12 protein-coding genes and 1 riboswitch are annotated in these 13,967 nt (G+C 72.3%); of the genes, 6 read left to right on the top strand and 6 right to left on the bottom strand.

Annotated features, from left to right (window positions below; all coding sequences use genetic code 11):
• Window positions 1-22: 22 nt before the first annotated feature.
• The 4 genes from rlmN (at window position 23) to LE181_RS14260 (ending at window position 5,056) form a co-directional block, all read left to right on the top strand.
• Entirely contained in the window at window positions 23-1,132 is a 1,110-nt protein-coding gene (gene rlmN, locus LE181_RS14275; RefSeq protein ID WP_190110010.1) for a dual-specificity RNA methyltransferase RlmN, read from the top strand.
• A gap of 32 nt (window positions 1,133-1,164) precedes the next feature.
• Window positions 1,165-1,270: riboswitch (TPP riboswitch) on the top strand.
• Window positions 1,266-2,357: a thiamine ABC transporter substrate-binding protein gene (locus LE181_RS14270; protein ID WP_225661635.1), complete on the top strand. Its 1,092-nt coding sequence runs from the start codon at window positions 1,266-1,268 to the stop codon at window positions 2,355-2,357. It overlaps the preceding riboswitch by 5 nt.
• 71 nt (window positions 2,358-2,428) lie before the next feature.
• Entirely contained in the window at window positions 2,429-4,042 is a 1,614-nt protein-coding gene (locus LE181_RS14265) for an ABC transporter permease (protein ID WP_225661634.1), read from the top strand.
• Entirely contained in the window at window positions 4,043-5,056 is a 1,014-nt protein-coding gene (locus LE181_RS14260; protein ID WP_225661633.1) for an ABC transporter ATP-binding protein, read from the top strand.
• Window positions 5,057-5,119: 63 nt separating this feature from the next.
• Here the strand turns inward: LE181_RS14260 and LE181_RS14255 are convergent, their stop codons facing one another.
• The 5 genes from LE181_RS14255 to LE181_RS14235 form a co-directional block, all read right to left on the bottom strand.
• A complete protein-coding gene (locus LE181_RS14255) occupies window positions 5,120-6,049 on the bottom strand; it encodes a DMT family protein (protein ID WP_225661632.1) in 930 nt (309 codons plus the stop codon).
• Between the two features lie 110 nt (window positions 6,050-6,159).
• On the bottom strand, window positions 6,160-7,386 hold the full coding sequence (locus tag LE181_RS14250) for a hypothetical protein (protein WP_225661631.1): 1,227 nt from the start codon (window positions 7,384-7,386) through the stop codon (window positions 6,160-6,162).
• Entirely contained in the window at window positions 7,368-8,105 is a 738-nt protein-coding gene (locus tag LE181_RS14245; protein WP_225661630.1) for an ABC transporter ATP-binding protein, read from the bottom strand. Before LE181_RS14245 ends, LE181_RS14250 begins: the two co-directional genes overlap by 19 nt.
• Before the next feature lie 275 nt (window positions 8,106-8,380).
• Window positions 8,381-9,760 carry an aspartate aminotransferase family protein gene (locus LE181_RS14240; protein WP_225661628.1) on the bottom strand — a complete coding sequence of 460 codons (1,380 nt, stop codon included), beginning with the start codon at window positions 9,758-9,760 and terminating at the stop codon, window positions 8,381-8,383.
• Complete coding sequence (locus LE181_RS14235; RefSeq protein ID WP_225661627.1) at window positions 9,745-10,233, bottom strand: Lrp/AsnC family transcriptional regulator; 489 nt, start codon at window positions 10,231-10,233, stop codon at window positions 9,745-9,747. Before LE181_RS14235 ends, LE181_RS14240 begins: the two co-directional genes overlap by 16 nt.
• 184 nt (window positions 10,234-10,417) lie before the next feature.
• Here LE181_RS14235 and LE181_RS14230 point away from each other — a divergent pair, with 184 nt between their 5' ends.
• A complete protein-coding gene (locus LE181_RS14230; RefSeq protein WP_225661626.1) occupies window positions 10,418-11,869 on the top strand; it encodes a gamma-aminobutyraldehyde dehydrogenase in 1,452 nt (483 codons plus the stop codon).
• A 118-nt stretch (window positions 11,870-11,987) separates the two neighbouring features.
• Complete coding sequence (locus LE181_RS14225; protein ID WP_225661625.1) at window positions 11,988-13,175, top strand: polyamine ABC transporter substrate-binding protein; 1,188 nt, start codon at window positions 11,988-11,990, stop codon at window positions 13,173-13,175.
• A 33-nt stretch (window positions 13,176-13,208) separates the two neighbouring features.
• Here the strand turns inward: LE181_RS14225 and LE181_RS14220 are convergent, their stop codons facing one another.
• Window positions 13,209-13,940 carry a glycerophosphodiester phosphodiesterase gene (locus tag LE181_RS14220; protein ID WP_225661624.1) on the bottom strand — a complete coding sequence of 244 codons (732 nt, stop codon included), beginning with the start codon at window positions 13,938-13,940 and terminating at the stop codon, window positions 13,209-13,211.
• Window positions 13,941-13,967: the final 27 nt, after the last annotated feature.

The following is a 13,967-nucleotide window of genomic DNA, read 5'->3' as shown; positions in this document are numbered from 1 at the left end:
TCGCAATGAGGAGTTTCCGCTCATGGCCCCCGCGCCTGGAGAACTGACGTTCGTCGCCCCCCGCGGTGCCAAGCTGCCCCCGCGGCACCTCGCCGACCTCAGCCCCGCCGAGCGTCGCGAGGCGGTCGCCGCGATCGGCGAGAAGCCGTTCCGCGCGAAGCAGCTGTCCCAGCACTACTTCGCCCGGTACGCGCACGACCCGGCCACCTGGACGGACATCCCGGCCGCCGCCCGCGAGAAGCTCGCGGGCGAACTGCTGCCGGAGCTGATGAGTGTCGTGCGGCACATCTCGTGCGACGACGACACCACCCGCAAGACCCTCTGGCGCCTGCACGACGGCAAGCTCGTCGAGTCGGTCCTGATGCGCTACCCCGACCGGGTCACCATGTGCATCAGCTCCCAGGCCGGCTGCGGCATGAACTGCCCGTTCTGCGCCACCGGCCAGGCGGGCCTGGACCGCAACCTGTCCACGGCCGAGATCGTCCACCAGATCGTCGACGGCATGCGCGCCCTGCGCGACGGCGAGGTGCCGGGCGGCCCCGCCCGGCTGTCCAACATCGTCTTCATGGGCATGGGCGAGCCGCTGGCCAACTACAAGCGCGTCGTCGGCGCCATCCGCCGCCTCACCGACCCCGAGCCCGACGGCCTGGGCCTGTCGCAGCGCGGCATCACCGTCTCCACCGTCGGCCTCGTCCCGGCGATGCACCGCTTCGCCGACGAGGGCTTCAAGTGCCGCCTCGCCGTGTCGCTGCACGCGCCGGACGACGAGCTGCGCGACACCCTCGTGCCGGTCAACACCCGCTGGAAGGTCCGCGAGGTCCTGGACGCCGCCTGGGAGTACGCGGAGAAGTCCGGCCGCCGGATCTCCATCGAGTACGCCCTGATCCGCGACATCAACGACCAGGCGTGGCGCGGTGACCTGCTCGGCCGGCTGCTCAAGGGCAAGCGGGTGCACGTCAACCTCATCCCGCTCAACCCCACCCCCGGCTCGAAGTGGACGGCCTCCCGGCCGGAGGACGAGCGGGCCTTCGTCGCGGCGATCGCCGCGCACGGCGTGCCGGTCACCGTCCGTGACACGCGAGGCCAGGAGATCGACGGGGCCTGCGGCCAGCTGGCCGCCACCGAGCGCTGATACTGTCCACCTGCATCACTTCGCACAAATGAACAATCCGACAGGGGAGCGCAGCGAGCGCTGAGAGTGCGGCACGGCCCGCAGACCCTCGGACCTGATCCGGTTAGTACCGGCGTAGGGAGTCAGCACCACCATGAACACCATCCTTCGGCGTGCCCTGGGCGCGACCGCCGCCCTTGCGCTGGGCGTGCCCGCCCTGGCCGCCTGCGGCAGCTCCGACGACAAGGGCTCGGGGGAGTCCGGTGGCAAGACCGTCACCCTCGTCTCCCACGACTCCTTCGTCGCCTCGGAGGCCGTGCTCAAGGAGTTCACCGAGAAGACCGGCTACACGGTCAAGGTCCTCAAGAGCGGTGACGCCGGCCGGGCCGTCAACCAGGCGATCCTCTCCAAGAGCCACCCGCAGGGCGACGTCTTCTTCGGCGTCGACAACACCCTGCTCTCCCGGGCACTCGACAAGGACCTCTTCGCCCCGTACGAGGCCAAGGGCCTGGACCGGGTGCCGCGGGAGTTCCAGGCCGACGCCGGCGAGCACCGCGTGACGCCCGTCGACACCGGCGAGATCTGCGTCAACTACGACCGTGCCTACTTCGCCGACCACAAGCTGACCCCGCCGCAGTCCTTCGACGACCTGGTCAAGCCGGAGTACAAGAACCTCCTGGTCACCGAGAACGCCGCGACGTCCTCCCCGGGGCTGGCCTTCCAGCTCGCCACCGTCGCCCAGTACGGCGACGACGGGTGGAAGGACTACTGGAAGAAGCTCAAGGACAATGGCGTCGAGGTCGTCGACGGCTGGGAGCAGGCGTACAACGACCGCTTCTCCGGTTCCGCCGCGGGCAGGAAGGCCAAGGGCGACCGGCCCCTCGTCGTCTCCTACGCCTCCAGCCCGCCCGCCGAGGTGCTCGGCGTGAAGCCGGAGCCGCAGGAGGGCCCGACGGGCGTGGCGACCGGCACGTGCTTCCGGCAGACCGAGTTCGCGGGCCTGCTGAAGGGCGCCAAGAACACCGAGGGCGGCAAGGCCCTGATCGACTTCATGCTGGGCGAAACCTTCCAGGAGGACATGCCGCTGCAGATGTTCGTCAAGCCCGTCAGCCAGGACGCCAAGCTGCCCGAGGTCTTCACCAAGTACGGCGCGCAGATCGACAAGCCCGCGACGCTCGCCCCCGAGAAGATCGCCAAGAACCGCGACCAGTGGGTCAAGGAATGGTCCTCGCTCGTCCTGAAGTAGGCCCTGCCACGCCACCGCGCGCCGCCGTCCGCCCGGGTGGGCGGCGGCGGACGGCGACGCGGCTCGGCCTGATGGCCGTGCCGCTCGCCTTCTTCGGCGTCTTCTTCGCCTACCCCGTCGCCTCGATCGTCTCGCGCGGCCTGAAGGACGGCGGCAGCTGGCAGTTCGCCCGCGTCGGCGAGGTCGTCACCGATCCCCGCATCGGCCACGTCCTGTGGTTCACCACCTGGCAGGCCGCCGCCTCCACCGCGCTCACGCTCCTGCTCGCGCTCCCCGGCGCGTACGTCTTCGCGCGCTTCGACTTCCCCGGCAAGCAGCTGCTGCGGGCTCTGGTCACCGTCCCGTTCGTCCTGCCGACGGTCGTCGTCGGCTCGGCGTTCCTGGCGCTGCTGGGCCGCGGCGGGCTGCTCGACGAGCTGTGGGGCGTGCGGCTGGACACCACGGTCTGGGCGATCCTCCTCGCCCACGTCTTCTTCAACTACGCCGTGGTCGTGCGGACCGTCGGCGGGCTGTGGGCCCAGCTCGACCCCCGGCAGGAGGAGGCCGCCCGCGTCCTGGGCGCCGGCCGCCTGGCCGCCTGGCGGCGGGTGACCCTGCCCGCCCTGGGGCCGGCCGTGGCCGCCGCGGCCCTGATGGTCTTCCTGTTCACCTTCACCTCCTTCGGCGTCGTCCAGATCCTCGGCGGGCCGCGCTACGCCACACTGGAGGTGGAGATCTACCAGCAGACCGCGCAGCTCCTCGACCTGCCCACGGCCGCCGTCCTCACCCTCGTGCAGTTCGCGGCCGTGGCCGCGCTGCTGGGCGTGCACGCCTGGACGGTCCGGCGCCGCGAGGCGACGCTGAGGCTCGTCGACGCCGCGCGCACCGCCCGCCGCCCGCAGGGCGCGGCCCAGTGGGCCCTGCTGGCGTCCGTCCTGGCCGTCGTCACCCTCCTCGTGCTCGTCCCCCTCGTGGTGCTCGTCCTGCGCTCCTTCGACGGCCCCGACGGGTACGGCCTGACCTTCTACCGGGCCCTCGCCTCGGCCGGCGACAACGGCGGCACGTTCGTCGTCGCCCCCCTGGAGGCCATCGGCAATTCCCTGGCGTACGCACTCGCCGCCACCGCCGTCGCGGTGGTAGTCGGCGGCCTGGCCGCGGCGGCCCTGACCCACCGGGAGGGCCGGCTCGTCCGGGGCTTCGACGCGCTGCTGATGCTGCCGCTGGGCACCTCGGCCGTCACCGTCGGCTTCGGCTTCCTCATCGCCCTCGACGAGCCGCCGCTGGACCTGCGCACCTCGTGGATCCTGGTGCCGCTGGCGCAGGCGCTGGTGGGCGTGCCGTTCGTCGTCCGCACCATGCTGCCGGTGCTGCGCGCGGTGGACGTCCGGCTGCGCGAGGCGGCCGCCGTCCTCGGCGCCTCGCCGCTGCGGGCGTGGCGCGAGGTGGACCTGCCCCTGGTCGGGCGGGCGCTCGCGGTCGCGGCGGGCTTCGCGTTCGCCGTGTCCCTGGGCGAGTTCGGGGCGACCGTCTTCATCGCCCGGCCCGACAGTCCCACCCTGCCGGTGGCCGTGGCCCGGCTGCTGGGCCGCCCCGGGGCGCTCACCTACGGGCAGGCGATGGCCCTCAGCACGATCCTGATGCTGGTGTGCGCGGCGGCGCTGCTGGTGCTGGAGCGCTTGCGCACCGACCGTACGGGAGAGTTCTAGATGCTGCGCCTCGAAGAGGTGACCGTCCGCTTCGGCGAGCGCCCGGTGCTGGACGCCGTCGACCTCGCCGTCGCCGAGCACGAGACCGTGTGCGTCCTCGGGCCCAGCGGCAGCGGCAAGTCCACGCTGCTGCGCGTCGTGGCCGGCCTTCAGCGGGCGGACGCCGGACGGGTGCTCCTGGCAGGCAAGGACCAGAGCGCGGTGCCCACGCACCGCCGCGGGGTGGGCCTGATGTTCCAGGACCACCAGCTCTTCCCGCAGCGGGACGTGGCCGGAAACGTCGCCTTCGGACTGCGCATGCGCGGGACCGGGCGCGCGGAGTCGGCCCGCCGGGTCGCCGAGCTGCTGGAGCTGGTGGGCCTGCCGGGCGCGCAGCGCCGGCCGGTCGGGGCCCTGTCGGGCGGCGAGCAGCAGCGCGTCGCCCTGGCGCGGGCGCTGGCCCCCGAGCCGCGGCTGCTGATGCTCGACGAGCCGCTGGGGCAGCTGGACCGGAGCCTGCGCGAACGGCTCGTGGTGGAGCTGCGCTCGCTCTTCGGCCGGCTGGGGACGACGGTGCTGGCGGTCACCCACGACCAGGGCGAGGCGTTCGCGCTCGCCGACCGGGTGGTGGTGATGCGCGACGGGCACATCGCCCAGGCCGGGACCCCGCTGGAGGTGTGGCGGCGGCCCGCGTCGGAGTTCGTGGCGCGCTTCCTCGGCTTCGACAACGTGGTCGAGGCGACGGTGCGCGGCGAGCGCGCGCAGACGCCCTGGGGCGTGCTGCCGGTGCCCGCCGGGTCGCGGCAGGGGGACGGGCGTCTGCTCGTCCGGCCCGCCGGGGTGCGGCTGACGGCGGGCGAGGGGCTGGCGTGCACGGTCACGGCCCGGACGTTCCGCGGGGACCACGTGGTGGTGCGGTTGCGGCCCGGGAGCGGGCCGGAGCTGGAGGCGGCGTGCGGATTGCGTGAGGCGCCGGAGGTCGGCGCCGACGTGGGCGTCGGGTTCGCGCCCGACGAGGTGGTCGTCCTCCCCTGAGCCACCGCGACGGCCGGGAGGTGCCATGGGACGGGCCGGATGGCCGGCCCGTCCGGTGTCCGCTCAGCTGACGGCCGTCGGCTCCGGCTCCTTCACGTCGCCCGCCGGGGCGGCCGAGTGGGCGTCCGGTTCGCCGAACCAGGCCACGGCCACCGCACCGGCGACGGCCAGCAGGAAGCCGAGGACGGCCATCCACGCGAAGCCCGCCCGGGAGGTGTCGCCCAGCCAGACCACGCCGATGATGCCGGGCAGCACCGTCTCACCGACGACGAGCGCGGCGGTGGCGCCGTTGACGGAGCCGATCTGCAGGGCCACGGTGTGCAGGTACATGCCGACGCCGCCGGCGATGAAGATGGCGTAGAACGCCGGGTCCGCGAGCATCGTGGGCAGGTCGAACGGGTCGATGCCGTCGAGGATGCGCACGCCCACACCGATGGCGCCGAAGCCGAGGCCGGAGAGCAGACCGGCCAGGATCGCGGCCTTCGAGCCGAGGAAGTGGACGGCTATCCAGCCGCCGCCCATCAGCACGACGGTGATGGCCAGCAGCCACCAGTGCGTGGACCGGGCGGCCTCGCCGCTGCCCTCGTGGCCCGCGGCGGTCGCCAGCAGCACCAGCGCCGCGCAGACCACGCCGATCGACATCCACTCCTTGCGGTTCAGCCGGATGCCGAGCAGCTTGACGCTCAGCAGGGCGGTGACGATGAGGTTGGCGCTGATCACCGTCTGGGAGAGGAAGAGCGGCAGCATCCGGGCGGCCAGCGCGCCGAGCGCGAAGCCCACGAAGTCCAGGACGGTGCCGACCATGAACTCCCAGGTCACCGCCGCCTTCGCGGTGGACGACAGGCTGGGGCCGCCGTGCTGGGTGGTGCCCGCGGCGGACGCACCCCTGGCGGCCTCCCGCTGGGCCGACTTGCGCGACCCCACGGCCTGGAGGACCGATCCTGTGCCGTAACACGCCGAGGCCGCGACAGCCGTGACAAGGCCGATGATCACCAATAGCTCCGTTCGCCTGATAGTCCGTCGTGCTGATGCAGCGGACGTAGTCCTGCCTTTTGAAGCAGACGTACTTTTCGGCGCCGGAGTTGCCTTGGGTCAAGAACTGGTCAAGAACGGGTGAGCGGCAGGGTGGTGAGCTCGGCGATCAGCCAGGTCAGCGGGGCGAGCACGGCCAGCAGCGCGCCGGTGCGCACCGCCACCGCCCCGCGCATCACGGAGGCCGGAACGCCCAGCCGCGCCAGGGCGTCGTTGGTCCCGGCCCGGGACACCCGGGTGTCGAGGGCGGCGGTGATCACCGTGGCCGTCACACAGGCCATCACGACCGCCGCGCCGAGCCCGGTCAGCGGCCCGAACGGGCGGGGGCCGGTGTGCGCCCCCGCCGGGCCGTACAGCTCCAGGGCCGCCAGCGCGCCCGCGGCGACCGCGCACAGCACCCCCAGCGGCCGGCCGAGGCGCACCGCGGCGTCCTGCAGTATCCGCCCGGCCAGCAGCCGCACGGCCCCGGGCCGCCCGGCCGCCAGCAGCGCGCCGCACCCGTGGATGAGCCCGGGACCGGCCAGCACCAGACCGAAGGAGGCGAGCAGCCAGCCGGCCAGGAGGCCGGGGGAGGCGCCGCCCTCCTGGCCGGGCAGGGCCAGCAGGTGGTCCGGGGCGGGCGCCGGTGCGTGACCGACGTACGCCTCCAGGGCCAGCCCGCAGGAGACGATCGCGACGCCCCAGGGCAGGCCCGCGTAGCCCGGCCGGGGCGCGTGCGGCACCGCGGGCGCGGGGGCGTCGGCGGAGCCGGCGTCCGGGGCGGGCGCGGTCGCACCCGAGGAGCGCTGCCTGCGCGGGCGCAGCACGACGACGCACGCGCCGGCCGCCAGTACGGGCAGCAGCCCGAGGAGGGTCAGCGCCCCCGCCCACGGCAGGGCGGCGTGCCCGTCCAGCAGGCCGGCCGCGGTGCCGCTCAGCGGGGTGCCGCCCAGGTCTCCGCGGAGTTCGAGATAGGCCAGCAGGGCGACGACGCTGCCCAGCCCGCACGAGACGGCCGTCGACGTCGCCGCGAGGACCGACAGCCGCACCGGCCCGAACCCGACCGCGTCCATGCCGTCGCGGGGGCGGGTGGAGGGGTCGTTGCGGGCGACGGCGACCGCGAAGTACACGACCGCCGCCAGCGGCACCGCGCACCACAGCAGCCGTACGAGCGACTCCCCGGCCGCCCCGGGGTGCGCCACGCCGTGGCCCAGTGCGCACAGCAGCAGGAAGCCGACTCCGGACGCCGCGCCCGCCACCAGCAGCCGGCGCAGGTGGACGAGCGGGTGCGCGCCGCGCGCTAGGCGGAGACTGAGCACGCGGCCCTGCCCTCCCCTTCGGACGCGTCGGGGGACGGGATCGCCCCGCCCCGGCGGCCGTCCACGAGGGTGACCGTGCGGTCGGCGAGGGCGGCGCTCTCCTCGTCGAGGGTGGCCAGGACGACCGTGATGTGGTGCGACCGGGCGGCCGTGGTCAGCGTGCGCAGCACCTGGGCCCGGTCGGTCGTGTGCAGCGGTGCGGTCGGCTCGTCGGCGAAGACGACGGTCGGCTCGGCGGCCAGGGCACGGGCGATGGAGATCCGCTGGCGCTGGGCCTGGGTGAGGGCCCCGGGGCGCTTGCGGGCGCAGTCGCCGACGTCGAGGCGTTCGAGCCATTCGGTGGCCGTCTGTTTGGCCGTGCGGTGGCCGACGCCGCGCACCAGCAGGGTCAGGGCGGCGTTCTCCCAGCCCGTCAGCTCCGGTACGAGGTGGGGCTCGCTGTCGATCCAGCCGAACCGTTCACGGCGCAGCCGCTCGCGGGCGGCGCGGGAGAGGGTGTGCACGGGCGCGCTGTTGAACCACACCTCGCCCGGGTCGGCCAGGAGCTGACCCGACAGGCATTTGAGGAGCGTGGTCTTCCCGGAGCCGCGGGGTCCGGTCACGGCGAGGATCTCGCCCTCGCGGACGCCGATGGACACCCCGGTCAGGGCCGGGGAACCGCTGTAGGAGTAATGCAGACCGCGTGCCCAGAGCACGTCGTTGTCCGGCGGGGCCACCATATCGAGCACCTCGGGTCGCTGAGAGGGTCCGTTTCCCCTGTCCGGGTGAACGAACCGGAGGCCATTGGGTCACTGGCACCGTACGGAACCGGGATCCTAGCCTCCGTCCAGGCTCGGCGCTGGAGGGCCTCACTTTCCTTCCATCGGGCTCATCGCCGGGGGCGTGCGCCGGGCGTGCCGCGGCCCACGTGCGCGCGGGGGAGCGAGCGCGTCCGTGGGCCGTGGCGGGGAGACGGGCCCGAGGTGTGGGAGGTGCCCGTCGGGGTGCGGTCCCGTCAGATCTTCGTCCACGCCTCCGTGAGGACGCCGCGGACGATCTGCTCGATCTCGTCGAACGTCGACCGGTCCGAGATCAGGGGCGGCGACAGCTGGATGACCGGGTCGCCCCGGTCGTCCGCCCGGCAGTACAGGCCGTTCTCGAACAGCTTCTTCGACACGAAGCCGTACAGCAGCCGCTCGCACTCCTCCGGCGTGAAGGACTCCTTGGTGGCCTTGTCCTTCACCAGCTCGATGCCGTAGAAGAAGCCGTTGCCGCGCACGTCGCCGACGATCGGCAGGTCGTGCAGCCGGGACAGGGTGGCGTGGAAGGCCGCCTCGTTGTCCAGCACGTGCTGGTTGAGGCCCTCGCGCTCGAAGATGTCGAGGTTGGCGAGCGCGACCGCGGCGGAGACCGGGTGGCCGCCGAAGGTGTAGCCGTGCAGGAAGGTGTTGCTTCCCTTGAAGAACGGCTCGGCGATGCGGTCGGAGATGACGGCCGCGCCGATGGGGGAGTAGCCCGAGGTCATGCCCTTGGCGCAGGTGATGATGTCCGGGACGTAGCCGAACTTGTCGCAGGCGAACATCGTGCCCAGACGGCCGAAGGCGCAGATGACCTCGTCGGAGACGAGCAGCACGTCGTAGGTGTCGCAGATCTCGCGCACCCGCTGGAAGTAGCCGGGCGGCGGCGGGAAGCAGCCGCCGGCGTTCTGAACGGGCTCCAGGAAGACGGCCGCGACGGTGTCCGCGCCCTCGAAGAGGATCTGCTGCTCGATCTGGTCGGCGGCCCAGCGGCCGAACGCCTCCGGGTCGTCCCCGTGGATCGGCGCGCGGTAGATGTTGGTGTTGGGCACCTTGTGCGCGCCGGGGACCAGCGGCTCGAAGGGGGCCTTGAGGGCGGGCAGGCCGGTGATGGCGAGGGCGCCCTGCGGGGTGCCGTGGTAGGCGACGGCCCGGGATATGACCTTGTACTTCGAGGGGTTGCCGGTGAGCTTGTGGTACTGCTTCGCCAGCTTCCAGGCCGTCTCGACGGCCTCGCCGCCGCCGGTGGTGAAGAAGACCTTGTTGAGGTCGCCCGGGGCGTAGTGGGCGAGCCGCTCGGCCAGCTCGACGGCCTTGGGGTGGGCGTAGCTCCACACGGGGAAGAAGGCGAGTTCCTGGGCCTGCTTGCTGGCGGCCTCGGCGAGCTCGGTGCGGCCGTGGCCGGCCTGGACCACGAACAGGCCGGCCAGGCCGTCGAGGTAGCGCTTGCCCTTGTCGTCGAAGACGTAGGTGCCTTCGCCGCGCACGATGGTGGGCACGGGTGCGTTCTCGTACGACGACATGCGGGTGAAGTGCATCCACAAGTGGTCGTACGCCGTCCTGCTGAGGTCCTTGCTCACGGCTATCGGGTTCCCCATGTGTAGGTCTGTTTGCGGAGCTTGAGATAGACGAAGCTCTCCGTCGAGCGCACGCCCGGGAGGGTCCTGATGCGCTTGTTGATCGTTTCCAGGAGGTGGTCGTCGTCCTCGCAGACGATCTCGATGAGGAGATCGAAGGAACCTGCGGTGACGACGACGTACTCCACCTCGTCCATCGCGGTCAGGGCGTCGGCGACGGGATCGAGGTCCCCGTCGACGTTGACGCCGACCATCGCCTGGCGCCGGAATCCCACGGTGAGCGGGTCGGTGACGGCGACGATCTGCATGACGCCCTGGTCGAGCAGCTTCTGCACGCGTTGCCGGACCGCCGCCTCGGACAGTCCCACGGCCTTGCCGATCGCCGCGTACGGGCGGCGCCCGTCCTCTTGGAGCTGCTCGATGATCGCCAGGGAGACGGCATCGATCGGCTGCGTGCTGTTCACGCTCTTCGGATCTGCACTACGAGTGGCCACGCACCCCACTGTGCATGAGAAGTCGGTGGCGTGGCAAGCATTGAGCGATGAAATTCGTTGCCGATCAAGCGTAGAAGCACTGATTCCGTTGTTCATGGGTGATGGGTATGTTGAAAGCGTCACCTCACTGATTAGGCTGGGCGCCGCAAGTCAACGGAGATTTCGACAGAAGGGGTGGCACAACGTGACCACCGAGCTGCGCCGCCTGCGTAACTACATCGACGGAGAGTTCCGCGATGCCGCCGACGGGCGGACCACCGAGGTCGTCAACCCGGCCACCGGAGAGGCGTACGCCACCGCCCCGCTGTCCGGCGCCACCGACGTCGACGCCGCCATGGCCGCAGCCGAGGCCGCCTTCCCCGCCTGGCGCGACCTGGTGCCCGCCGAGCGCCAGAAGGTCCTCCTCAAGATCGCCGACGCCTTCGAGGCGCGCGCCGAGGAGCTGGTCGCCGCCGAGTCGGAGAACACCGGCAAGCCGCTCTCGCTCACCCGCAGCGAGGAGGTGCCGCCCATGGTCGACCAGATCCGCTTCTTCGCCGGCGCCGCCCGCCTGCTGGAGGGCCGCTCCGCCGGCGAGTACATGGAGGGAATGACCTCCATCATCCGCCGCGAGCCCGTGGGCGTCTGCGCGCAGGTCGCGCCGTGGAACTACCCGATGATGATGGCCGTGTGGAAGTTCGCCCCGGCCCTCGCCGCGGGCAACACCGTCGTCCTCAAGCCCTCCGACACCACCCCCGCCTCCACCGTCCTGATCGCCGAGATCGTCGGCGGCGTGCTGGAGGAGCTGGGCCACCCCAAGGGCGTCTTCAACGTCGTCTGCGGCGACCGCGAGACCGGCCGCCTGATGGTCGAGCACTCCGTGCCCGCCATGGCCTCCATCACCGGTTCCGTCCGCGCCGGCATGCAGGTCGCCGAGTCCGCCTCCAAGGACCTCAAGCGCGTCCACCTGGAGCTCGGCGGCAAGGCGCCCGTCGTCGTCTTCGAGGACGCCGACATCGCCAAGGCCGTCGAGGAGATCGCCGTCGCCGGCTACTTCAACGCCGGCCAGGACTGCACGGCCGCCACCCGCGTGCTCGTCCACGAGTCCGTCCACGACGACTTCGTCACCGCCCTCGCCAAGGCCGCCGCCGACACCAAGACGGGCCGGCCGGACGACGAGGACGTGCTCTACGGCCCGCTCAACAACGCCAACCAGCTGCAGCAGGTGACCGGCTTCATCGAGCGCCTCCCCGCCCACGCCAAGGTCGAGGCCGGCGGCCACCGCGTCGGTGACACGGGCTACTTCTACGCCCCGACCGTCGTCTCCGGCCTGAAGCAGGACGACGAGATCGTCCAGCACGAGGTCTTCGGCCCCGTCATCACCGTCCAGTCCTTCACGGACGAGGAGCAGGCCGTCGCCTACGCCAACGGCGTCGAGTACGCCCTGGCCTCCTCGGTGTGGACCAAGGACCACGGCCGGGCCATGCGGATGTCCAAGGCCCTCGACTTCGGCTGCGTGTGGATCAACACCCACATCCCGCTGGTCGCCGAGATGCCCCACGGCGGCTTCAAGAAGTCCGGCTACGGCAAGGACCTCTCCGCCTACGGCTTCGAGGACTACACCCGCATCAAGCACGTGATGACCTCGCTGGGCTGACCCCTCCCCGGGTCACACCGCACCCCGGTCGCGCACGCACGTACGGTCCGTACGTGCGTGCGCGTATCATCGACGCCCGGCCGACCGGCCCGTACGTCCTGCCCGCCATCCCGCCGGAATGCGAGTAAAGCCCGTGAAGCCCCTCTCCCGCCGGACCCTCCTGCGCGCGCTGGGTGCCGGCGCCGGGGCCGCAGCCCTCGCCGGGTGCGGGGTGCCCGCCGCCTACGTCGCCCCGGGCGACCGGGCCGCGGCGGACCGCTCCGCGCGCGACAGGCGTCTGGTCTTCGCCAACTGGCCGCTGTACATCGACGCGGACGAGGACGACCCGCAGAAACGTCCCACCCTCGACGAATTCCAGAAGCGCAGCGGCATCTCGGTGAAGTACACCGAGGAGATCAACGACAACGACGAGTTCTTCGGCAAGATCAGCCCGGCCCTGATGAACCACCAGGAGACCGGCCGGGACCTCATCGTCGTCAGCGACTGGATGGCCTCCCGCTACGTCCGGCTCGGCTGGGTCCAGCAGATGGACCGCGCCGCCCAGCCCCACGTCGCCAGGGAACTCGACCCGCTGCTGCGCAAGCCCTCCTTCGACCCCGGACGCCTGCACACCGTGCCCTGGCAGTCCGGCATCACCGGCATCGCCTACAACCGGCGCAAGCTCGGGCGCGAGATCCGGCGCACCGCGGAGCTGTGGCACGACGACCTGCGCGGCCGCGTCACCCTGCTGTCCGGCATGGACGAGGCGTTCTCCCTGCTGATGCAGGGCAACGGCGCGGACGTCACGCGCTGGACCGCCGACGACTTCCACACCATGACCGAGCAGCTGCGCACGCTCGTCCGCAAGCGGCACATCCGCCGCTTCACCGGCAACGACTACATCAAGGACCTGTCCTCCGGCGACGTCCTGGCCTGCCAGGCGTACTCGGGCGACATCATCCAGCTCCAGGCCGACAACCCGGACATCGAGTTCGTCGTGCCCGAGGAGGGCGCGGAGCTGTGGGCCGAGAGCCTGATGATCCCCAACCTCGCCCGCCACAAGCGCAACGCGGAAGCGCTCATCGACCACTACTACCGGCCCGACGTCGCCGCGGAGCTCGCCGCCTCCGTCAACTACGTCTGCCCGGTCCCGGCCGCCCGCGACGTCCTGGCCTCGTCCCGGGACAAGGAACTCGCCGGGCTCGCCGAGAACCCGCTGATCTTCCCCAGCGAGGACATGCGCAGGCGGCTCGCGACCGCCCGCGACATGACCGCCCGGGAACGGCCGGCCTTCACCAAGGAGTGGAACGAGATCGTCGGGCTGTGAGCCCGCCGCTCTCAAGCGGGGGCGGGCAGCAGCTCAGGCGGGGGTGGGCAGCAGCGAGCGCAGGGCGCCGATGCGGTTGGTGGTGATCGAGTCGACGCCCGCGCGCAGCAGCCGTCGCATCGTGCGACGGGTGTCCGCGGTCCAGGCCGACACCAGCAGCCCGTCGGCGTGGTTGCGCGCCACCAGCTCCGGCGTGACGATCCCGAAGCGGTAGTTGAGCCAGCGCGGGCGCACCTCGGCCAGCAGGGACGGGCGGGGCGGTGCGAGCGTCGTCCAGGTCAGGGCGATCTCGGCGTCGGGGTCCGCGCGGCGCACGTTGAGCATCGCCACCGGCCCGCCGCAGTAGTACGCGCGCTCCGCGGCTCCGCTCGCCCGGACGGCGGCGACGGCCGCCGCGGCCGCGGCCGGATCCGGCAGGTCGACGAACAGCCGCGCCGGCGCCCCTCCGGCCCTGCCCGCAGTCTCCCGCCCCGGCCGCATGACCTCGGCGAGGGCCTCCTGGAGCGTGGGCACCCGGCCGTGGGTGAGGCTGCGCACCTGCTCGGCCGTCAGGGCCGACAGGGCCACCTCCCGGCCCCACAGCCGGCCCAGCGTCGCGTCGTGCAGCAGGACGGGCACGCCGTCGGCGGTCAGCCGGACGTCGATCTCCACGGCACCCGCCCCCGCCCACAGCGCGGAGCGGATCGAGGGGAGGGTGTTCTCGCGGTGCACATACGGATCGCCGCGGTGGGCGACGGCGGTGAAGGCGGTGACCATGCGGCCCATTGTGGCGGGAACGCCGGTGCCCGCGCC

Origin of the sequence: Streptomyces sichuanensis (genome assembly GCF_020328095.1) — a bacterium.
GTDB lineage: Bacteria > Actinomycetota > Actinomycetes > Streptomycetales > Streptomycetaceae > Streptomyces > Streptomyces cinnamoneus.
Note: the sequence above shows the minus strand (reverse complement) of the source record. Positions and strands in the feature narration are given on the sequence as shown.